Source organism: Thermus sediminis (genome assembly GCF_003426945.1).
In the GTDB taxonomy this organism is placed as follows: domain Bacteria; phylum Deinococcota; class Deinococci; order Deinococcales; family Thermaceae; genus Thermus; species Thermus sediminis.
In genome coordinates this window covers 695,794-716,268 of sequence record NZ_QURO01000004.1, presented here as the reverse complement: position 1 = coordinate 716,268, position 20,475 = coordinate 695,794, and the positions used below count along the sequence as shown (strand labels likewise).

General features: G+C 67.5%; 22 protein-coding genes and 1 pseudogene. 3 read left to right on the top strand and 20 right to left on the bottom strand.

Going from position 1 to position 20,475, the window contains the following annotated elements; all coding sequences use genetic code 11:
• Window positions 1–54: 54 nt before the first annotated feature.
• Window positions 55–888, top strand: coding sequence for an ABC transporter ATP-binding protein (locus ATI37_RS04405; RefSeq protein WP_117237286.1), 834 nt, complete (start codon window positions 55–57; stop codon window positions 886–888).
• A 64-nt stretch (window positions 889–952) separates the two neighbouring features.
• On the opposite strand, the gene fabG is transcribed toward ATI37_RS04405, so the two are convergent.
• The 5 genes from fabG to ATI37_RS04380 form a co-directional block, all read right to left on the bottom strand.
• The gene (gene fabG / locus ATI37_RS04400) at window positions 953–1,690 is read right to left on the bottom strand and encodes a 3-oxoacyl-[acyl-carrier-protein] reductase (protein WP_117237285.1); all 738 of its coding nucleotides are present in this window, start codon (window positions 1,688–1,690) and stop codon (window positions 953–955) included.
• The gene (fabD, locus tag ATI37_RS04395) at window positions 1,683–2,600 is read right to left on the bottom strand and encodes an ACP S-malonyltransferase (protein WP_117237284.1); all 918 of its coding nucleotides are present in this window, start codon (window positions 2,598–2,600) and stop codon (window positions 1,683–1,685) included. Before fabD ends, fabG begins: the two co-directional genes overlap by 8 nt.
• Window positions 2,600–3,568 carry a beta-ketoacyl-ACP synthase III gene (locus ATI37_RS04390; protein ID WP_117237283.1) on the bottom strand — a complete coding sequence of 323 codons (969 nt, stop codon included), beginning with the start codon at window positions 3,566–3,568 and terminating at the stop codon, window positions 2,600–2,602. Before ATI37_RS04390 ends, fabD begins: the two co-directional genes overlap by 1 nt.
• 92 nt (window positions 3,569–3,660) lie before the next feature.
• Entirely contained in the window at window positions 3,661–3,843 is a 183-nt protein-coding gene (gene rpmF, locus ATI37_RS04385) for a 50S ribosomal protein L32 (RefSeq protein ID WP_117237282.1), read from the bottom strand.
• Window positions 3,844–3,903: 60 nt separating this feature from the next.
• The gene (locus ATI37_RS04380; protein WP_117237281.1) at window positions 3,904–4,440 is read right to left on the bottom strand and encodes a DUF177 domain-containing protein; all 537 of its coding nucleotides are present in this window, start codon (window positions 4,438–4,440) and stop codon (window positions 3,904–3,906) included.
• A gap of 88 nt (window positions 4,441–4,528) precedes the next feature.
• On the opposite strand from ATI37_RS04380, the gene rocF reads away from it, so the two are divergent.
• Together rocF and ATI37_RS04370 are read left to right on the top strand one after the other, a co-directional pair.
• A complete protein-coding gene (rocF, locus tag ATI37_RS04375; RefSeq protein ID WP_117237280.1) occupies window positions 4,529–5,395 on the top strand; it encodes an arginase in 867 nt (288 codons plus the stop codon).
• Between the two features lie 42 nt (window positions 5,396–5,437).
• Window positions 5,438–5,923, top strand: coding sequence for a DUF2939 domain-containing protein (locus ATI37_RS04370; protein WP_117237279.1), 486 nt, complete (start codon window positions 5,438–5,440; stop codon window positions 5,921–5,923).
• Here the strand turns inward: ATI37_RS04370 and ATI37_RS04365 are convergent.
• The 15 genes and pseudogenes from ATI37_RS04365 to ATI37_RS04295 form a co-directional block, all read right to left on the bottom strand.
• Window positions 5,916–6,284, bottom strand: coding sequence for a hypothetical protein (locus ATI37_RS04365; protein ID WP_117237278.1), 369 nt, complete (start codon window positions 6,282–6,284; stop codon window positions 5,916–5,918). The genes ATI37_RS04370 and ATI37_RS04365 overlap by 8 nt on opposite strands.
• A 150-nt stretch (window positions 6,285–6,434) precedes the next feature.
• The gene (locus ATI37_RS04360) at window positions 6,435–7,718 is read right to left on the bottom strand and encodes an NADH-quinone oxidoreductase subunit N (RefSeq protein ID WP_117237277.1); all 1,284 of its coding nucleotides are present in this window, start codon (window positions 7,716–7,718) and stop codon (window positions 6,435–6,437) included.
• Complete coding sequence (locus ATI37_RS04355) at window positions 7,715–9,124, bottom strand: complex I subunit 4 family protein (protein WP_117237276.1); 1,410 nt, start codon at window positions 9,122–9,124, stop codon at window positions 7,715–7,717. The genes ATI37_RS04360 and ATI37_RS04355 overlap by 4 nt, the downstream gene beginning before the upstream one ends.
• Entirely contained in the window at window positions 9,118–10,938 is a 1,821-nt protein-coding gene (gene nuoL, locus ATI37_RS04350) for an NADH-quinone oxidoreductase subunit L (protein WP_117237275.1), read from the bottom strand. The genes ATI37_RS04355 and nuoL overlap by 7 nt, the downstream gene beginning before the upstream one ends.
• A gap of 1 nt (window position 10,939) precedes the next feature.
• Window positions 10,940–11,227 (bottom strand): NADH-quinone oxidoreductase subunit NuoK, encoded by a 288-nt coding sequence (nuoK, locus tag ATI37_RS04345; RefSeq protein WP_117237274.1) that lies wholly within the window; start codon window positions 11,225–11,227, stop codon window positions 10,940–10,942.
• Window positions 11,224–11,757 (bottom strand): NADH-quinone oxidoreductase subunit J family protein, encoded by a 534-nt coding sequence (locus ATI37_RS04340; RefSeq protein ID WP_117237273.1) that lies wholly within the window; start codon window positions 11,755–11,757, stop codon window positions 11,224–11,226. Before ATI37_RS04340 ends, nuoK begins: the two co-directional genes overlap by 4 nt.
• Window positions 11,754–12,302, bottom strand: coding sequence for an NADH-quinone oxidoreductase subunit NuoI (gene nuoI / locus ATI37_RS04335; RefSeq protein WP_117237272.1), 549 nt, complete (start codon window positions 12,300–12,302; stop codon window positions 11,754–11,756). Before nuoI ends, ATI37_RS04340 begins: the two co-directional genes overlap by 4 nt.
• Window positions 12,299–13,363, bottom strand: coding sequence for an NADH-quinone oxidoreductase subunit NuoH (gene nuoH, locus ATI37_RS04330; protein WP_117238511.1), 1,065 nt, complete (start codon window positions 13,361–13,363; stop codon window positions 12,299–12,301). Before nuoH ends, nuoI begins: the two co-directional genes overlap by 4 nt.
• A gap of 23 nt (window positions 13,364–13,386) precedes the next feature.
• Window positions 13,387–15,737, bottom strand: a pseudogene (locus tag ATI37_RS12435) (molybdopterin-dependent oxidoreductase).
• A 2-nt stretch (window positions 15,738–15,739) separates the two neighbouring features.
• Window positions 15,740–17,053 carry an NADH-quinone oxidoreductase subunit NuoF gene (nuoF, locus tag ATI37_RS04320; protein ID WP_117237271.1) on the bottom strand — a complete coding sequence of 438 codons (1,314 nt, stop codon included), beginning with the start codon at window positions 17,051–17,053 and terminating at the stop codon, window positions 15,740–15,742.
• Entirely contained in the window at window positions 17,050–17,595 is a 546-nt protein-coding gene (nuoE, locus tag ATI37_RS04315; RefSeq protein ID WP_117237270.1) for an NADH-quinone oxidoreductase subunit NuoE, read from the bottom strand. The genes nuoF and nuoE overlap by 4 nt, the downstream gene beginning before the upstream one ends.
• A gap of 8 nt (window positions 17,596–17,603) precedes the next feature.
• Complete coding sequence (gene nuoD / locus ATI37_RS04310) at window positions 17,604–18,821, bottom strand: NADH dehydrogenase (quinone) subunit D (RefSeq protein WP_117237269.1); 1,218 nt, start codon at window positions 18,819–18,821, stop codon at window positions 17,604–17,606.
• Entirely contained in the window at window positions 18,818–19,438 is a 621-nt protein-coding gene (locus ATI37_RS04305) for an NADH-quinone oxidoreductase subunit C (RefSeq protein ID WP_117237268.1), read from the bottom strand. Before ATI37_RS04305 ends, nuoD begins: the two co-directional genes overlap by 4 nt.
• A gap of 3 nt (window positions 19,439–19,441) precedes the next feature.
• Window positions 19,442–19,987, bottom strand: a complete 546-nt coding sequence (locus tag ATI37_RS04300; protein WP_117237267.1) for a NuoB/complex I 20 kDa subunit family protein — start codon at window positions 19,985–19,987, stop codon at window positions 19,442–19,444.
• Window positions 19,978–20,337, bottom strand: coding sequence for an NADH-quinone oxidoreductase subunit A (locus tag ATI37_RS04295; RefSeq protein WP_117237266.1), 360 nt, complete (start codon window positions 20,335–20,337; stop codon window positions 19,978–19,980). Before ATI37_RS04295 ends, ATI37_RS04300 begins: the two co-directional genes overlap by 10 nt.
• Window positions 20,338–20,475: the final 138 nt, after the last annotated feature.

The following is a 20,475-nucleotide window of genomic DNA, read 5'->3' as shown; positions in this document are numbered from 1 at the left end:
ATCCCCTAGGGGGCCTGGGGCTTTGTCCTAGGCCCCCTTCCCTGGAGGCCAGGCATGGACACCCTAAACCCCACCCGTCCCGAGGACCTGGGGCCCATCCTGCTTCTGGTCAACAACATCGAGGTGGTCTACCACGACATCATCCAGGTGCTCCGGGGGGTCTCCCTCAAGGTGCCGGAGGGGTACATCACCGCTCTCCTGGGCCCCAACGGGGCGGGAAAGACCACCACGCTTAGGGCCATCTCCGGCCTCCTCATCCCCGAGGACGGGGAGGTGGTCCGGGGGGAGATCCTCTACCGGGGGGAGCCCATCCAAGGCCGCCCCCCTGAGGAGATCGTGAAGCTCGGCATCGTCCAGGTCCTCGAGGGGCGGCGGGTCTTCAAGCACCTCACGGTGGAGGAGAACCTCCTGGTGGGCACCCTGACGCGGAGGGGGGCAGACCTCAGGGGGGAGCTGGAGCGCATCTACCACTATTTTCCCCGCCTTGCCGATCTGCGGCACCGCCTGGCCGGGTACTGTTCCGGGGGCGAGCAGCAGATGATCGCCATCGGCCGCGCCCTCCTCACCAAGCCGAGGCTCCTTCTCTTGGACGAGCCCTCCTTGGGCCTCGCCCCCCTTTTGGTGCGGGAGATCTTTGACATCGTGGCCCGGGTCAACGCCGAGGAGGGGGTCACGGTCTTGATGGTGGAGCAAAACGCCCGGATGGCCCTCTCCGTGGCCCACTACGGCTACATCATGGAGACGGGCCGGGTGGTCCTCGAGGGCGACCGGGACTACCTTTTGGAAAACCCGGACGTGCAGGAGTTCTACCTGGGGGTCGCCAAGGGAGGCGGCCGGAAGAGCTTCAGGGAGGTCAAGGCCTACAAGCGGCGGAAGCGCTTCATGTAGCCTCTAACGCCCATGGGGGGCGTTGGCAACGCCTCTTCCCAAGGCCCTTGCCCCGCCGGGGCGCCTAGTGGGGCGTGAGCCCCCCGTCCACGCACAGGGTCTGGCCGTTGATGTACCCCGCCCTCTCCGACACCAGGAAGGCCACGGCCTCGGCCACCTCCTCGGGGCGGCCGAAGCGCCCGGCGGGGATCTGGGCCAGGTAGGCCTTCCTCACTTCCTCGGGGAGCTTGGCCGTCATCTCCGTCTCTATGAAGCCGGGGGCCACGGCGTTCACGGTGATGCCCCTTCCCGCATACTCCTTGGCCACCGCCCGGGTGAAGCCGATGAGGCCCGCCTTGGAGGCCACGTAGTTGGCCTGCCCCGGGTTGCCCAGGAGGCCCACCACGCTGGTGATGTTGACGATGCGCCCAAAACGGGCCTTCATCATGAGCTTCACCGCCTCCCGGGTGGTGCGGAAGACGGCGGAGAGGTTGGCCTCCAGGACCGCCTCCCAGTCCTCGTCCTTCATGCGCAAAAGGAGGGCGTCCCGGGTGATGCCGGCGTTGTTGACCAGGGTGTCCAGGCTCCCTAGGACCTCGGCTGCCTGGTGGACCAGGGCTGTGGCCGCCTCGGCCTCGAGGAGGTTGGCCCCCAGGAGGGCCACCAGGGGGCTTCCCCGCCCCCTGGCCTCCTCCGCCACCTCCTCCGCCTTCTCCCGGTTCTGCCCATAGTGGATGGCCAGGGCAAAGCCGTCCTCCGCCAGCCTCAGGGCGATGGCCCGGCCGATGCCCCGGCTCGCTCCCGTGACCAAAGCTTTACGCATGGGCCACCTCCAGCGCCTTCCTCAGGCTTTCAGGGTCTGCAACGCTTAGGGCCTCCGCCTCGTTTAGGGTTCTCGCCACCAGGCCCTTTAGGACCTCCCCGCTTCCGAACTCCAAAAAGCGCCTTATCCCCCGCTTTTCCATGTCCCAGAGGATCTCCACCCAGCGCACGGGGGAGGTGATCTGCGCGAGGAGGAGGCCCCGGATGCGCTCGGGGTCCTCCTCGGGCCTGGCGGTTACGTTGGAATACACGGGGAAACGGGGCTTCCTGAAGGCCACCTGGGCCAGGTCCTCCGCTAGGCGCTCCCGGGCGCTTTCCATAAGGGAGGAGTGGAAGGGGGCGGAGACGGGGAGGAGGACCACCCGGGCCCTTTTGGCCTTCAGGGCCTCGGCCGCCCTTTCCACCGCCTCCTTCTTCCCGGAGATCACCGTCTGCTCGGGGGCGTTGAGGTTGGCGATCTCCACCCCCTTTAGGCCCTTTACGGCCTCCTCAACCTCCTCCCGGGAAAGCTTCAGGATGGCGGCCATGGCCCCTTCCCCCGGGGGGACGGCCTCCTGCATGTACCGCCCCCGGAGGCGCACCAGGCGGAGGGCCTCCTCCAGCGCCAGGGTGCCCGCCGCCACGTGGGCCGTCCACTCCCCCAGGGAGTGGCCGGCGGCTAGGAGGGGCTCCTTGCCCCCCGCTTCCAGAAAGGCCCGGTAGGCGGCATAGCCCACGGCGAGGAGGGCGGGCTGCTGGTTCTCCGTGAGGGTGAGGGCCTCCTCCGGCCCCTCCCACATGAGCCTGAGGAGGCCAGGGAGGGCGGCCTCGGCCCGGTCCAGGACTTCCCTGGCGGCGGAGGAGGCCCCGTAGAGGGCTTGGCCCATGCCCAACCTCTGGGAGCCCTGCCCGGGGAAAAGGGCGGCGTACATCAGGCACCTCCCCAGGTGAGGACCGCGGCGGCCCAGGTGAGCCCGGCCCCGAAGGAGACCAGGAGGACGTGGTCGCCCTCCCCTATGCGCCCCTCGTCCACCGCCTCCTGGAGGGCTAAGGGGATGGAGGCCGTGGAGGTGTTCCCGTAGCGGTCCACGTTCACCACCACCCGTTCCCAGGGGAGGCCCAGGCGCTCCCGGGCGGCGTCAATGATGCGCAGGTTGGCCTGGTGGGGCACGAAGACCTTGATGGCCTCGGGGGTGAGGCCCGCCTTCTCTATGGCCTCGAGGGTGGCGGTGTTCATCACCCGCACCGCGAACTTGAAGACCTCGCGGCCGTTCATGTGGAGGCGCTTTCCCATAGAGGTGCCATCGGGAAGCCTGGGGGCCACACAGGCGTGGTGGAGCTCTCTGGCCCCCGTGCCGTCCGCCCCCAGGACGAAGGAGCGGAAGCCGTAGCCCTCCCGCACCTTCCCCACCACGGCCGCGCCCCCTGCGTCCCCGAAGAGGACGGCGGTGGCCCGGTCGTTCCAGTCCAGGATCTTGGAGAGGGCCTCGGCCCCGATCACCAAGACCTTCCGGGAAAGCCCCGCCTCCACCAGGGCGTGGGCCTGGGCCAGGGCGTAGACGAAGCCGGGGCAGCCCGCCAGGAGGTCGTAGGCGAAGGCCTTCAGGCCGAAGCGGGCCTGGACCAAGGCGGCGGTGTCGGGGAAGAGGGCATCCGGGGTGTTGGTGGCCACGATGACCCCGTCCACGCCCTCGAGGGCCCCGGGGTGGCGCCGGAGGAGGTCTTCCACCGCCCTGAAGGCCAGGTCCGAGGTGTACTCCTCAGGGGCGGCGATCCGCCTTTCCCGGATCCCCGTGCGGGTCACGATCCACTCGTCGGAGGTGTCCAGGTAGGCCTCAAAGGCCTCGTTTTTCATCACCCTTTGGGGCACGTAGGCCCCCAGGGCCAGGATGCCGCTCATGCCTGACCTCCCGTCATGGGCCTCACTATACCCGGCGGGCCCGAAAAGGGTTGGGGGCCTGCTCTCCGGCCCCCCCTTTACCTTGACCGGGTCTAGACTTCCAGGACCTTCCGCCCATCGTAGTAACCGCACTCGGGGCAGACGGTGTGGGGGGGACGCATCGCCTTGCATTCGGGGCAGGGGACCAGGGTCGGGGAGGTGAGGGCGTGGTGGCTCCTGCGGGCGTCGCGCCGCGCCTTAGAGGTCTTCTTCTTGGGTACCGGGTGCTTGGCCATCTCCAGTCCTCCGTGAGGGGCGGATGCCCCCGCCAAACCCTAGGCAGTATAGCAGAAGCCCTAGGGTTCGGGAAGGAGGTCCTTGAGGCCCAGGAGGGGGTGGTAGGCCTTTGCCTCGTGGCCGCAGTCCACCAGGTTGCGGTCCACCCCGCACACTGGACAGAGGCCCCGACACCCTTCCTGGCAGAGCGCGGTGAGGGGCATCTCGCTCACAAAGGCCTCGGTGAGGAAGGGCAGAAGGTCCAGGTCGGGTTCCCCAAAGGCGTAGTACTCGTCCTCCGCCTCCTCGTGGAAGACCACCTCCTTGAGCCCGGGCTGGTAGCGGAGGAGGTGCTGGAAGTAGGCGCGCACATGGGTGGGGGTGGGCTTGAGGCAGCGGCGGCACTCCATGAGGACCACCCCCTCCACCTCCCCGGAAAGCCAGTACTCGTGCCCGCCCACGGAGGCGACGCTCGCCTTCCAGGAGGCCTCCCCCTCCAGGGGGAAACGCTCCTTGCCCACGTGGAAGGCCTCCCGTACCGCCCCCGAGGCGCGTGCGGTACCCCCCTGCTTCAAGAGGCGGGCCAGGTTGATGCTTGCCACCTCGCGGTAGTCCATCCCCACCAGTATAGCGCCGCTCCCCCCTTTTCCTATGGGGCATAAACTTCCTGGGCAGCGCATAGGGCTTTCTGCTACCCTCTAGCCCATGGAACGCGTGGCCGTGGTGGGCGTGCCCATGGACCTGGGGGCGGGGCGGCGCGGGGTGGACATGGGGCCTTCTGCCCTCCGTTACGCCAGGCTTCTTGAGGGGATTGAAGCCCTGGGCTTCGCTGTAGAGGACCTGGGAAACGTACGGGTGCCCCTGGCGGAGACCTTGCGGGGGAGGAAGGGGCCTTACCTAGAGGAGGTCCGCCAGGCGGCCTTGGAGCTCAAGGAAAGGCTCAAGGCCCTGCCCGAGGGGGTCTTCCCCATTGTCCTCGGGGGGGATCACTCCCTTTCCATGGGCTCGGTGTCCGGGGTGGTCCAAAGGCGGCTTGGGGTCGTCTGGGTGGACGCCCACGCCGACTTCAACACCCCGGAGACCAGCCCCTCCGGAAACGTCCACGGCATGCCCCTGGCGGTGCTCACGGGCTTGGGGCATGCCCGCCTCACGGAGGCTTTCCGGGCGGTGGACCCTGAGGACGTGGTCCTCATCGGGGTCAGAAGCGTGGACCCGGGGGAGGCCCGCCTCCTCGAGGAGCTGGGGGTTCGGGTCTACACCATGCACGAGGTGGACCGCTTGGGGATGGCCCGCATCGCCGAGGAGGTCCTGGAGCGCCTTTCCGACCTTCCCCTCCACGTTTCCTTGGACGCCGATGCCCTGGACCCCACCCTAGCCCCAGGGGTGGGCACCCCGGTGCCCGGGGGCCTCACCTACCGGGAGGCCCACCTCCTCATGGAGATCCTCGCCCTCTCCGGCCGGGTGCAAAGCCTGGACCTGGTGGAGGTGAACCCCATCCTGGACGAGAGAAACCGCACCGCCGAGATGATGGTGGGCCTGGCCCTGAGCCTCTTGGGTAAGCGGATTCTATAAATCCTTAAGGCCCACGGGGGGTATATGTGGTATCTTCTTCGCATGAAGGCGAGGCTCATCCTGGCCGGCATTTTGGTGGTGGCCCTTGGGGCCGGGTACCTGGTGGTTTCCCCTTTCCTCACCCTGAGGAACCTGGTGGCGGCGGTAGAGCGGCAGGATGCCCAGGCCTTGGAGCGGTACGTGGACTTCCCCCGGGTACGTGAGGGCCTAAAGGCGGATCTGAACGCCAAGATCCTGCAGGACCTCCGGCAGCAGCAAGACCCCTTCGCCGCCCTGGGCACCCTCTTGGCCGCGGGCCTCGTCAATGCCTTGGTAGACGCCCTCCTGACCCCAGAGGGCCTAGCGGCCTTGGGCACGGGCCAGGAGCCGGGGGAAGTCCCCCTGGAGGAGGTGCGCAACTGGCGGCTCCGCCTTCAGGGCCTGGACCGAGCCTTCATTCACCACAAGGACGAACCCAACGCCGGCCTCGTGTTGGAGCGCCAGGGCCTGCGTTGGCGGGTGGTGGCCATGAAGCTCGGCCTCAACTAGGGAAGCGCCGCTTCAGGGCCCGGCCCACCCCTTGGCCCAAGCAGAAGACCGCCCTCAGCTCCCCGTAAGGCGGGCCAGCCCGCTGGGCCCTGCGGTCCTCCAAGGCCTCCCGGGCCCACTCGCTCACCAGAAGGGGGAAGTCCAAGCCGGTTTCCAGGAAATAGGTCTCGGCTTCCCGCCAGGCTCCCTGGAGGCGGCGGAAGAGGGCGGCGAGGTCCTTGGGAGGTGGGGCCTCGGGCCAAAGGAAACCGCTCACCACCCCAAGAAGCCAAGCGCCCCGCAGGGGTGGGTTCCAGGCCTCTGCCTCCCGGGCCACATAGGCCAGAGGGTCCCGAAAAAGAAGGGGCTTGGGGTCTTCCATCCCTCGCCTTCCAGTCTAAGCGCCCGCGCGGAAACCTGGCAACACGAAGGGCCTGCTTTGCTGCGTGGGGGGATCTTTTCTGGGGCGCCCAGGTGGCGGGGGAAAGGAGAACCGGAGGGCCCCGAAGGGCCCTCTCGGAAGGCCAACGGTCTAGCCGCCAGCCGCCAGGGCGGGCAGGATCACCCCGGGGAAGAGGCCCAGGAGGAGGAGGGAGAGGGCGGCGAGGAGGGCCAGGCTCCGGGGGATGGGCCTCGGCCTGGCCTCCGCCTCCCCCCTCTGGAAGACCGCAAGCCCCAGGCCTAGGTAGTAGTAGGCGCTTATGGCGGTGGTGACCAAGGCCAGGACCAGAAGCTCCCAGGCCCCCGCCTCGGCGGCCTGGGTGAAGACCAGGTACTTGCCCCAGAAGCCCGCCAAAGGGGGCAGGCCCAGGAGGGAGAGGGAAGCGAGGAAGAGGGCGAGGCCCAGGAGGGGGTCTTTGTGGAAGAGGCCCCGGAGGCGCTCCAGGGGTATGCGGTCCGGGGAGATCTCCGAGAGCACGGCGAAGGCGAGCCCCGTGGCGAGGACATAGGTGAGGAGGTAGAAGGCCAGGGCCCCGGCGTTCCCGGTGTAGAGGGCGAGGGCCATATAGCCCGCATGGGCGATGGAGCTGTAGGCGAGGAGCCTTTTGGCCTCCTTCTGCACCAAGGCCGCTAGGTTCCCCAGGACCACGGAGAGGGCGACGAGAAGGGTGAGGCCCCCGAGGACCTCAGGGGCCGCCACCCGGAGGAGGGCGGCGAAGGCGGCTGCCTTCACCCCCGTGGCCATGAAGAGGACCACTGGGGTGGGGCTTCCCCCGTAGACGTCCGGGGTCCAGAAGTGGAAGGGGGCCAGGGCCACCTTGAAGCCCAGGCCCACCAGGAGGAGGCCCAGGGCCAGGGCGTAGAGGGGGCCTTCCCCCGGGGTCCCCGCCTCGAGGCTCCCCGTGGCCCCGTAGTGGAGGGCGGCCCCGTAGAGGAAGAAGGCCGCGGCCAGGGCCCCCAGGAGGAAGTACTTGAGGGCCGCCTCGAGGCCCTGTCCCTTCCGCCAGGTGGCCAGGGCGTAAAGGGGGAGGGAGAGGGCCTCGAGGGCCACGAGCATCAGGATGAGGTTCTTGGTGGAGGCGAGAAGGTGCATGCCGAGGGCAGCGTAGAGCACCAGCAGGTAGAACTCAAACCGCCCCGTGCGCACTAGGCCCACCGTCCAGAGGGCCCCGATGAGGGCGAGGAGGGTGAAGGTTTGGGAGACCCCGTCCACCTCGTAGGGCCCGAAGGCGAAGGGCCTTCCCCAGGTGAGGAGGAGGGAGAGGAGGCTTAGGGAGAGGCCCAGGATCACCAGGCGCTTGAAAAGGGGCACAGAGACGAGGAAGCCCAGGAGGGTGAGGGCCACGGAGAAGAGGGCGAGCACCAAAAGGGTCATGCGCCACCTCCAAGGATCCGGACAAAGGCCTCCGCCAGGGGCTTCAGGCCCTCCAAGAAGAAACCGGGGAAGACCCCCATGAGGACCAAGGCCAAGACGCTAAGGACGGCGAAGCCCCACTCTGCCCCCTTGAGGTCATCCAGGGACCAGGTGGCCTCCTCCCAGAAGGTCTTCTGGAAAGCGGTGAGGGCGTAGGCGGCGGAGGCAATCACGGAGAGGAAGGCCAAGGTGGCGAGCCAGGGGCTGGCCTTGTAGATCCCCAGGAGGGTCAAGAACTCCCCGGGAAAGCCGGAAAGCCCGGGCAGGCCCACCATGGCCAGGAAGAGGAAGAGGGCCAAGGCGGCCATCCCAGGAGCGCTTTGCGCCAAGCCCCGGAAGCGGCCGATCTCCAGGGTGCGGGTCCTGGCGTAAAGCCTCCCCGCCAGGAGGAAGAGCCCCCCGGTGTAGACGCCGCTTGCCGCCAAGAGGTAGAGCCCGCCCAAGGCCCCCTCCTCCGTCCCGGAGAAGACCCCCAAGGCAGCCATCCCCATGTGGGAAAGCCCGGCGTAGGCCAGGAGGGCCTTGAAGTCCTTGGCGGCAAAGGCCAGCCAGGCCCCGTAGAGGGCGGAAAGCGCCGAGAGGAAAAGGAGGAGCCCCTGGACTTGGGCGAAGCCCTCGGGGGCCAGGGGGATGGCGAAGCGGAAGAAGGCGAAGACCCCCACCTTGTAGAGCGTCCCCAGGGCGTCCGCCAGGCCCGAGGGGTGGTTCTCCTGGTGGAAGAGGGGAAGCCAGGCGTGCAGGGGGAAGAGGGGGGTCTTGATGGCGAAGGCCAGGGCGAAGCCCAGGAAGACGAGGAGAGCAGCCCCGCCCCCCACCGGGTGGGCCAGGAGGTCCTCGAGGAGGAAGGTGGGGCTCCCTCCCAGGGCCTTCACCGCAAGGATGGCCGCTAGCATGGGCAAAGACCCCGCCAGGGTAAAGAGGAGGAAGGTGTAAAGGGCCCTAAGCCGCCCTTCGCCCCCGTAGAAGAGGAGCATGAGGAAGGCGGGGATCAGGGCCGCCTCAAAGAAGAGGTAGAAGACGAGGAGGTCCTGGGCGGCGAAGAGGGCGAGGAGGAGCCCTTCCATGAGGAGAGCGAGGCCTAGGAAACGCCCTTCCACCTGGGCCACCAGGGCTCCCAGGAAGACGGTGAGCCCGATGGTGACGAAGAAGAGGGCGGCAAGCCCGTCTAGCCCGAAGGCCCAGTAGACCCCCGCCTGGGGCAGGAGGGGGGCCCTTACCTCGTAAGCCACGCCGCCAGGATGGTTCAGGAAGAGGAAGAGGTTGAGGAGGAAGGCGAGGCCCGCCCCCAAGACCCCCAGGGTCCGGGGAAGCCCCAAAAGGAGGAGCGTTCCGAAGAGAATGGGTAGGAGGATGGCCAGGATTACCACCGCATCACCCCCAAGAGGACCAGCACCCCCAGGACGAAGAGGAGGACGTAGACCCTGAGATAGCCTATCTGGATCCGGCTTAAGGTCCCGCCCACCTCCCGCACCAAGCCGCCCAGGCCGAAGTAGCCCCTAAGAAGCCCCCGGTCCCCGTAGAAGAGGGACTCCGCCAAGGCCTTCAAGGGGTTCACGATGAGGGTGTTGTAGACCCGGTCCACGTAGAAGGCCTCCCGGCTCCAGGTTTCAAAGTCCAGGTACCAGCCGGGGAGGACCTTTCTCTGGAAGAAGGTGTAGCCAAACCAAAGCCCGAGGAGGGCCACCAGGGCGGATAGGGCGATGAGGCCCCACTCCGCTAGAAGGGAGAGGTGCTGGGCTTTAAGCCCCGCCAAGGCGGGCTTCAGGAAGGGCTCCAGCGCGTTGGGGAAAGGATGGGGCAGGGCCAGGTACCCCGCGAGGAGGGAGCCTAAGGCCAGGAGGTGGTTGGGCCAGAGCATCACGGGCGGGGCCTCGTGGGGGTGGTGGTGGCCCCGCTCTTCCCCCAGGAAGACCAGGACGAACCAGCGCATGGCGTACATGGCCGTGAGGGCCGCCACCAGAAGCGCTCCCAGGTAGAAGCCCACCCCCCCAAAGGGGTAGGTGAGGGTGGCGGCGAGGATGGCGTCCTTGGAAAAGAAGCCGGAGAGGAGGGGAAGCCCGCCCAGGGCCAGGGCCCCGATGAGGCCGTGCCATCGGGTTGCGGGCAGATGTTTCCAAAGCCCGCCCATCCTGCGCACGTCCTGCTCCCCGCCCAGGGCGTGGATCACGCTCCCCGAGGCCAGGAACAGGAGGGCCTTGAAGAAGGCGTGGGTGAAGACGTGGAAGAGGGCCACCCAGTAGGCCCCCACCCCCGCCGCCAGGAACATGTAACCCAGCTGGCTGACGGTGGAATAGGCCACGATCCGCTTGATATCCGTCTGGCCAAAGGCGGAAAGGGCCCCATAAAAGGCGGTAAGGAGGCCGATGACGGCAATGGCGTAGGATACATCGGGAAGGGCGCTAAAGAGGAAGGAGCTCCGGGCGATGAGGTAGACCCCCGCGGTCACCATGGTGGCCGCATGGATGAGGGCGGAGACCGGGGTGGGGCCGGCCATGGCGTCGGGAAGCCAGACCATGAGGGGGATCTGGGCGCTCTTGCCGATGGCCCCCAGGAAGAGGAGGAGGCCTGCCAAGGCCAGGAGGCTGGGGTTCCTCAAGGGGCCCTCCAAGGCCTCCTTGAGTTCGCTGATGGAAAGCGTCCCGTAAAGCGCCCAGAGGATGGCCATGCCCAGCATGAAGCCCAGATCCCCCACGCGGTTCACGATAAAGGCCTTGCGGGCGCTGTCCGCATACTGGGCGTTCTTGTACCAGAAGCCGATGAGGAGGAAGCTGGCCAACCCCACCCCCTCCCAGCCGATGAACATGACGGGGTAGCTGTCGGCCAGGACCAGGAGGAGCATCATGGCGATAAAGAAGTTGAAGTAGGCGAAGAAGCGGCTATTGCCTGGGTCTCCTGCCATGTACCCGATGGCGTAGACGTGGATGAGGAAGCCCACGCCCGCCACGATGATGAGCATGAGGCCGGAGAGGCTGTCCAGGAGGAGGCTAAAGGGGATGCCGGGAAGCCACTCCGCCTGGAAGCGGGCCCCGCCCCCGAGGAGGAGGCCCACCCCGATGAGGAAGGAGAGGAGGACGAACCCCGAGGCCAGGACCCCGGGCCAGGGCTCCCGCATCCTTTTGCCCAGGAGGCCCAGGAGGGCGAACCCCAGGAGGGGAAGGAGGATTACCGATAGAAGCGCCACACTACCCCCTAAGCTCGGAAAGCTCGTCCACCGCAGTGCTCTTGCGGTGGCGGAAGATGGCCACGATGAGGCCCAGGCCCACGGCCACCTCGGCGGCGGCGATGGCGATAACCATTAGGGCGGCCACCTGGCCCTCGAGGCCGTAGGCCCGGGCGAAGCCCACCAGGGAGAGGTTGGCGGCGTTCAGCATAAGCTCGATGGAGAGGAAGACCAGGATGGCGCTCCTGCGGGTCAGTACCCCGTAGACCCCCAGGGCGAAGAGAAGGGCGGAGGCGTAAAGGAAGCTCATCGCGAGACCTCCTTTTCCTTCTCCTGAGGTTTTGGGGCCCCAGGGGGCCTACTGGGCTCCACCAGGACCACAGCCACCACCGTGGCCACCATGAGGAGGAAGCCCACTGCGAGGAGGACAAAGAGCCATTCCCCGTAGAGGAGGGGGCCCAAGGCCTGGGGCAGGCCGCCTTGGAGGTCTTTCCCAAAAACGAGCCCAAGCCCAAAGAGCCCCGAAAGGAGGAGGCCCGCCACGCCCAGGGCCAGGAGAGCGGCCAAGGGCCTAGAGCCCACCAAGGGGTCAAAGCCCACCGCCTCTTGGGCGGCGAAGAGGAGCATGACTACGAAGAGGAAGAGGACCACGATGGCCCCGGCGTAGACGATGATCTGGATCAGGCCTAGGAAGCGGGCGTCCAGGGCTACGTAGACCCCAGCCAGGACCAGGAAGTTCAGGATGAGGGCCAAGGCGGCGTGGATGGCGTTCCTTAGGGTCACCACCAAGGCCCCGCTAACGAGGAGGAGAAGCGTGGCCAGACCTTCTAGCAAACTCATGGCTTCCTCCCCTCCAAGGGGGCCTGGAAGCCCTCCAGCTCGGGGCGGACGTAGGGCACCACGTAGCCCGGCTTCACCCCCTTGCCGGTGATCCTGGCCTCGCGGCGCTGGGGCTTCGTGCCCACCACCTCCACCAGCATGTCCTCCTTGCCGTAGACCAGGTCGGAGTACTGGTAGTCCGCCATCTCAAACTCGTAACCCAGGACGATGGCCCCCGTGGGGCAGGCCTCCTCACAGAGGCCGCAGAAGATGCACCGGAGCATGTTGATCTCGTAGACCTTGGCGTACCGCTCCCCCGCCGACACCGGGTTTTCCGGGTCGTTCTCCGCAGGCTCCACGTAGATGGCGTAGGCGGGGCAGGCGGCAGCGCAGAGGGAGCAGCCGATGCACTTCTCCAGGCCGTTGGGGTGCCGGGTGAGGACGTGCCGCCCGTGGAAGCGGGGCTTCAGGGCCACGGGGGCGTCGGGGTAGGGGACGGTAACGGGTTTGGAGAAGAGGTACTTGAGGGTGATCCCCAGGCTTTGCGCCAGGGCCTTCAGGGTCATGCGCCACCTCCTTTGCGTACAGGCTTGGGGCTATAGAGGAGGGCCCCCAGGAGGACGAGGAAGCTTAGGGCGGAGAGGTAGAGGAGGTAGACCTTGGGGAGGCCCAGGGCCACCACCAGGGCGGTGACCAAAAACCAGACCAGGGCCACGGGGAAGAGGAAGCCCCAGCCGAAGCGGATGAGCTGGTCATAGCGCAAGCGGAACCAAGTGGCCCGGATCCAGATGAAGAGGAAGAGGAAGAAGGCGATCTTCACGAACATCCAGAGGTAGGGGACCTCCAGGAAGGGCATGGTCCAGCCCCCCAGGAAGAGGGTGGGGATGAGGGCGCTCGCGGTGATGAGGTGGATGTACTCCGCCATCTGGAAGAGGGCCCACTTGATGGAGCTGTACTCCGTGTGGTACCCGCCCACCAGCTCCTGCTCCGCCTCGGGAAGGTCAAAGGGGGTACGGGCGGCCTCGGCCAGGGCGGCGATGGCGTAGATCAGGAAGACGGGAAAGGCGTAGAGGAAGAGCCAGCCGTTCTCCTTTTGCCAGTTGACGATGTCGTTGAGGTTCAGGCTCCCCACCAGGAGGACGGGGGCAAGAAGGGCGGCCCCTAGGCTCAGCTCGTAAGAGATGAGGCTTGCGGAGGAGCGGAGGGACCCAAGGAGGCTGTACTTGCTCCCCGAGGCCCAGCCCGCCAGGAAGATGCCGTAGATGGCCATCTCGCTCACGGCGAAGAGGTAGAGGAGGCCCAGGTCCAGGTTGATGACCCAGGGCTGGTAGCCGAAAAAGCTCCCTGGGGGTCCGAAGGGGATGGCCCCGAAGGCCAGAAGGGCGAAGACCACGCTGATCAGGGGGGCGAGGACAAAGAGGACCCTGTCCGCCTGCGCCACCACGATGTCTTCCTTGAAGATGCTCTTGATGGCGTCGGCGATGGGCTGGAAAAGCCCCCCTGGCCCCACCCGGTTCGGGCCCAAGCGGACTTGGAAGCGGGCCAAAAGCCTCCTCTCAATGAGGGTCATGAAGGCGAAGGCGGTGAGGAGGCCGATGACCACCAAGAGGGCCTTCAGGGCCACCATCCAGTAGGGGTCTACGGGGTAGCTCACGCCTCACCCCCTGCGGGCACCAGGACCCGGCCCTCCACGCGAAGTCCTGCGGCCGGGCCCAGGGCAAAGAGGTAGAGGAAGCCCCTAGGGAGGTCCTCCCGGTGGACCACCCGGGCCTCCGTACGGCCATAGGGGGTTTCCACCGCCACCAGGGCCCCCTCGAGGAGGGCCTCAGCCCGGGCCGTATCCGGGTGGGCCCATAGCTCGGGTTGCGCTGCCTCCTCGGCCTTGCCAACGGCCTGATGGGCTTTCCACATGCTGGGCCTTAGGTAGAGCCGCCCCCCTTGGGCCTTGGGGCGGAGGGCCTTGGTGCGGTAGGCGAGGAGGCCCATGGCCTCGGGCACCCTCCTTCGCCGAAGCTCCTTTTCCGCCTCCAGGTGGAGCCGGAAGGGGGGCCTCACCCCCAGGGCCTCGGCCAGGAGGGCCAGGACCTGCAGGGCCCCTTCCGCCTCCCCGTTCTCTATGGGGGCGGGGCTCAGGGGGAGGACCCGGCCTTCCAGGTTCACCATATGCCCCCGCTTCTCGTAGAAGGTGGGGGCGGGGAAGACCACCTGGGCGTACCGCTCCGCCAGGGGGTGGGGGTGGCTCAGGTGCATGGCCACGAAGCGCTTGCCCTTGAGGGCCTCCTCGGGGGGCACGAAGCCGTAGTAGGCGAAAGGCGCTCCGGGCTCGTCCCAGGCCGCCCCCTTCTCCCCAGGCCAGATGCCCATGACCTCGAGGCCCGGGCGCCCGCCGCCGGGGTCATGGCCAGGACCTTGGCCCCCTTGCGCTCGGCGAGGAGCCTGGCCCTCTCCGCGGCCACGGTGTCCTGCAGGACCCCTGCCCCCAGGACGAGGACGGGGTTTTGCGCCCTTTCCCACAGGGCCTTGGCCTTTTCCACCGCCTCGCCGCCCGCTTTTTCCCCTAGGAGGCCTAGGAGGATCTCCCGCTCCTCCCCTGGGGCGTGGACCCCATGGACCTCCGCCCACGCCATGAGGGGGGTGCGGTAGGGGGCGAAGACGGCCATCTTGTCCGTGCGGCGGGGCATCCTTTCCTTGATACTCAGGTCGGCGAAGGGGGTGCCGTGGGCGTAGCGGTGGGGGGGCTTGAGGTCCCGGACGAACTCGGAAAGCCTCAGGTGGAGAACCGGGGCTTCTTCCGTGGGGTCCCCCAGGACCAGGGCGAAGTCGGCCTCCAGGAGGCCCTCCATGGTGGCGGCGGGGAAGAGGCTCGCCGGGGCGGCGGTGCGGCCCTGGAAGTCCAGGTGTGGGGTCTTGAGGGCCTTGGCGAGCTCGGCCGCCATGAGGCCCTCCTCGAGGGTGGCGTCCTGGGCCAGGTAGAGCCCCACCTCCTCCCCCCTCGCCCCCTTAAGCCCCTCCTTCAGGGCTAGGAAGGCCTCCTCCCAGGTGGCCTCCACTAGCCTCCCCCCTTTGCGCACCAGGGGGGTTTTGAGGCGGCCCGTATCCGCCCACTCGTGGCCGAAGCGGCCCGCATCACAGATCCAGATCGCGTTGACCTCGGGCACCTCCCGGGCCCGCACCCTAAGGAGCTCCCCGCTCCGGGTGTCGGCGGTGATCCCGCACCCCACGGGGCAGAGGGCGCAGGTGGTGGGGGTCTCCTCCATCTCCCAGTTCCGGGCACGGAAGCGGGCGGTGAGGTCCAGAAGGGCCCCCACGGGGCAGATGTCGGTGATGTTGCCGGAAAACCCGGAGGGGAGGCCGAAGTCCATGGTGCCGATGAAGGTGTGCACCCCTCTCTCGATGAAGTCCAGGACCTCGTCCCCGGGGATCTCCTCAAAGTAGCGCACGCACCTCTTGCAGTGGATGCACCGCTCCCGGTCCAAGACGATGAAGGGGGAGAGGGGGTGGTGCTTGTCCACGTGGCGGCGGGTGAACTCAAAGCGGGTGTAGACGGGGAGAGCGAGGGGGTCCTTCTGGTAGTGCTTCTCGTAGAGGCCGTACTCCACGGTCCGGTCCTGGAGCTCGCAGGCCCCGCCCTTGTCGCAGGTGGGGCAGTCCAAGGGGTGGTTGAGGAGGGTGAACTCCACCATGCCCGCCTGGGCCTCCCGCACCACGTCCGAGAGGGTGTCCACCACCATCCCCTCGGCCACGGCGGTGACGCAGCTCGCCGCGAGCTTGGGCTGCCAGGCGATCTCCGGCTCCCCCTTTTCGTTCAGGACGGGCTTGCCGTCCGGCCCCCGCTTGGGGAGGCCGATCCGCACCAGGCACATGCGGCAGGCCCCGATGGGGGAGAGGTAACGCTCCGAGCAGAAGAGGGGGACGTCGTACCCCGCGTGGAAGACGGCGTCCATGACGCTGGTGCCCGGGGGCACCTCCACCATGCGGTCGTTGACCTTGACCCGGACCACCTTCACCTCCAGAGAGCAGGCCTCGGCACGGGCCTCTTCTCCCGCGCCAGGGCCAGGTACTGGTCCTTGAAGTGCTTCAGGGAGCCCTTCACCGGCCAGACGGCGGCGTCGGCCAGGGGGCAGAAGCTCCGGCCCTCGATGAGGGGGAGGAGGGCCTCGAGGGTCTCCACGTCCTTTTCCTCACCCTCCCCGGTGCCGATCTTGGCGAAGAGGTTCACCATGAACCCCGCCACCCCCTCGCGGCAGGGGGTGCACTTGCCGCAGGACTCGTGGGCGTAGAAGCGGGTCAGGTTCCACATGGCGTCCACCATGCTCACCCGCTCGGGGATCAGGATCACCCCCCCGGTGCCCAGCATGGAGCCTTGGGCCTGCAGGTGCTCGTAGCTCATGGGGGTGTCCAGGACCTCCTCGGTGAAGGGGAGGGGCGGGGTGGAGGACCCGCCGGGGATGAGGGCCTGGATGGGCTCCAAGGGGCCTCCCGCCCACTCGTAGATGAGCTCGCGGAAGGTGGTCCCCATGGGGAGCTCGTAGACCCCGGGGCGCTTCACGGGCCCCGAGATCTGGTAGAGCTTCATCCCCCTGGACCCCTCCGTGCCCATCTGGGCGAACCAGTCCGCCCCCCTTTCCAGGATGGGTACCACCGCGGCCAGGGTCTCCACGTTGTTGATGGTGGTGGGTTTGCCCCAAAGCCCCGACTGGGCAGGGAAGGGGGGCTTGAGCCGGGGGTTCGCCCTTAGGCCTTCCAGGGAGTTCATGAGGGCCGTCTCCTCCCCGCAGATGTAGGCCCCAGCCCCCCGGTGGACGTGGAGGTCAAAGGAGAACTCCGTGCCGAAGAGGTTCTTCCCCAGATACCCCCGGGCCCGGGCCTCCCCTATGGCGGCCTCGAGGCGGTCCGCCGCCCGCCGGTACTCCCCCCGGACGTAGATGTAGCCCACCGTGGCCCGGATGGCGTAGCCCGAAAGGATCATCCCCTCGATGAGGAGGTGGGGGACGTCCTCCAGGATGTAGCGGTCCTTGAAGCTTCCGGGCTCGGACTCGTCGGCGTTGCAGATGAGGTAGTGCTGCTTCCCGTCCTTGGGCATGAAGCTCCACTTGAGCCCGGTGGGGAAGCCTGCCCCGCCCCGGCCCCTGAGCCCCGAGCGCTTCACCTCCTCTATGACCTCCTCCGGGGTCTTCTCCCTTAGGACCCTCTTGGCCGTCTCGTACCCGCCTTGGGCCAGATAGTAGTCCAGGGTCCAGGAGCCCTCCTTGCCCACGTGGGCGTAGAGGGTCCGCTCAAAGCGGGGGTCCAGACCGGAAACGATGGGGCCCGTCATCCCTCCACCTCGTGCACGTGGTGGCCGCACCTCCCGGGAAGCGCGATCTCCTCCAGGCGCTTGCCCGCCCTTAGGCCCTCGAGGAGGGCCTTGAGCCTTTCCCGGGTCACGCACTCCACGTAGGGCTCGTCGTTCACCTGGACCACGGGGGCGGTGTGGCAACTTCCCAGGCACTCCACCTTCTGCACGCTGAAAAGCCCGTCCGGGGTCACCTCCCCGGGACCGATGCCCAGGCTCTCCGTGAGGTGGTCCCAAAGCTCCTCCGCCCCGGCCAACTTGCAGCTTAGGGTGGCGCAGACCTGGAGGTGGTACCTGCCCGTGGGCACGAACTGGTAGTAGGAGTAGAAGCTCGCCACCCCCAGGACCTCCGTGGGCGTAGTGCCCACGAGGTGGGCGATCTCCTCCACCCTTTCGGGTCGGATCCAGCCCTCCTCCTGCTGTACCCGCCTCAGGAGGGGCATGGTGGCCGCCCTGCGCCCCTCGGGGGGGTACTTGGCGAAGGTGGTCTCCAGGAAGTCCTTTTTGTCGTCAAAGAAGCCCATCTTCCCTCCTATCGGTCCACGTCCCCCATCACGGGGTCCAGGCTGGCGATGATGGCCACCAGGTCAGGCACCTGCTCCCCCTTGGTGGCGTAGGGGAGGCTTTGCAGGTTCACGAAGCTGGGAGCCCGCACCTTGACCCGGTAGGGCATGCTCCCCCCGTCGGAGACGATGTAGTAGCCGAGCTCCCCCCGGGCCGACTCCGTGGGCACGTAGACCTCCCCCTTGGGGGGGTGGAAGCCCTCGGTGTAGTGCTTGAAGAAGTAGATGACAGCCTCCATGGAGGTCTCCAGGAGGGGCCTGGGGGGCGGGGTGATCTGGGGGTTGGGGTCGCGGATGGGCCCGGGCTCCAGCCTCTCCAGGGCCTGCTTTAGGATCCTCACCGACTCCCGCATCTCCCGGATGCGGATGAGCATGCGGTCAAAGACGTCCCCCCTCTCCCCCAGGGGCACCTCAAACCGGTAGGCCTCGTAGCCCCCGTAGGGGTAGGCCTTGCGCACGTCGTAGTTCACCCCGCTGGCGCGGAGGGAGCCCCCGGTGAGGCCCAGCCCGATGGCCACCTCGGGTGGGATCACCCCCACGCCCCGGGCCCTTTCGTGGAAGATGGGGCTTTCGGCAAAGAGGGCCTCGTACTCGTCGATGCGGTGGGGGAGGACCTCGAGGAGCTTCTTGAGCTCGGGGACGAACTCCTCGGGGAGGTCCTCCTTGACCCCGCCGATGCGGATGTAGTTGTGGTGGAAGCGCTGGCCCGTGACCCACTCGAAGAGGTCCAAAATGGCCTCCCGCTCCCGGAAGGCGTAGAAGAAGGGGGTGAGGGCCCCAAGGTCCAAAAGCCCCGTCCCCAGGAAGACCAGGTGGCTGGCCAGGCGGGAAAGCTCGTTGAGGATGATGCGGATGGTCTCGGCCCTCTTGGGCACCACCGCTCCCACCAGCTTTTCCACGGCGAGGGCGTAGGCCAGGTCGTGGGCCACGGAGTGAAGGTAGTCCATCCGGGGGGTGTAGGTGAGGTTCTGGAGGTAGGTGCGGTGCTCCATGTTCTTCTCAAAGCCCGTGTGGAGGTAGCCCACGTGGGGCACCACCTCCAAGACCTCCTCCCCGGAGAGGGTCACCACCAGGCGCAAGACCCCGTGGGTGGAGGGGTGCTGGGGGCCTACGTTCAGGGTCATGACCTCGGTGCGGAGCTCCCGGGGCTCAGTTGGGGGGGCATCCAGTTCCAGGTAGTCCTTCATTGGGCCTCCTTGGCCTTCACGAGGTCGGCCCAAAGGGCGCGGTAGCCCTTGCGGCTTCCTCCGCGGTAGAGGGTAAGGCCAGCGTCCTTCCCGGTGAGGCTAGCCCGGAACTCGCTGGGGAGGATGTACCGCCCCTCGCGGAAGAGGGTGGGGGTTTCCCCCAGGGGGAAGTCCTTGCGCAGGGGGTGGCCCTCGAGGTCCTCCGGGGTCAGGATCTTCCTGAGGTCGGGGTGGCCCTCAAAGACGATGCCGAAGAGGTCGTAGACCTCCCGCTCCAGGAAGCCCGCGCTTCCCCAGAGGTCCGTGACCGTGGGCAGGCGGGGGTCCTTCTCCGGCACGTAGACCCGAGCGAAGAAGCGGCTCCCGTCCCCGTCCTTCCACCCCGGCAGGGAGACCAGCTCGTAGACCACGGCGAAGCGCTCCGGCTTGGGTTCTGGGTAGGTGAGGTAGTCCAGCCCCACGATGTCCGCCAGGTAGTTGAAGCCCAGGTCCCGGTAGTGGGCCATCTCCTCCTTGAAGCGCTCCCTGGGCAGGACCACCCAGAGGTTGCCGAGGCCGTTGTCCTCCACGGGATAGCCTTTGGCCCTAGCCTCCTCCAAAACGCGATGGAGCCGCATCCCTCACCCCCTTGCCCGCTTCCAGGCGGCCACGGGGGGAAGCCTCTCCCCTCGCTCGTTCCTGGCCTCGCCCCGCACCTTCTTCTGGAGCTGCATCACCGCGTAGATGAGGGCCTCGGGCCTAGGGGGGCACCCGGGCACGTAGACGTCCACGGGGACCACCGAGTCCACGTTCTGGACGATGGCGTAGTTGTTGAACATCCCCCCGGAGCTCGCGCAGGCCCCCATGGAGATGACCCACTTGGGGTCGGGCATCTGCTCCCAGACCCGGCGCATGACCGGGGCCATCTTCTTGGAAAGCCGCCCGGCCACGATCATCACGTCCGCCTGCCGGGGCGAGGCGCGGAAGACCTCGCTCCCGAAGCGGGCCAGGTCGTTCCTAGAGTCCGTGGAGGCCATCATCTCGATGGCGCAGCAGGCGAGGCCAAAGGTGGCGGGCCACAAGGAGTTGCTCCGCCCCCAGGCCACCAGCTTCTCCAAGGTGGTGAAGAGGATGCCCTCCCTTTCTAGCTCCTGGACATCCCTCTCAAAGAGGTCCTTCAGTGCCACCGCATCACCCCCTTCCACCACTCGTAGAGGAACCCCACGAGGAGGAGCAGGGTGAAGCCCACCACCCCTATGAAGCCATAGAGGCCAAGCTCCCCGGCGCTCACGGCGTAGGGCCAGAGGAAGGCTATCTCCACGTCAAAGAGGATGAAGAGCATGGCCACCACGTAGAAGTGGACGGGAAACCGCTTCACCTCCCCGGCGGGGTCGTTCCCCGACTCGTAGGGCATGAGCTTAGCCCGTCCCGGCCTCTTGGGGCCCAGGAGGGCCCCCACCACGAGGGCCGCCACCCCGATGAAGAGGGCCACCCCCAGGTAGATCAGGATGTTCACGTACTCTGCGATCGGCGCCAAGGTCCCCTCCTTTCGTGCATCTCTTCACGAGGTAGGGCCTCGACACCCCCCTTAGGCCCCCCTCACTTCCCGCCCATCTTACAACTCCTGCCCCCGGACAGGGAGGAAGAGGTTACACAGGTCGGGGAAGGTCGGTGT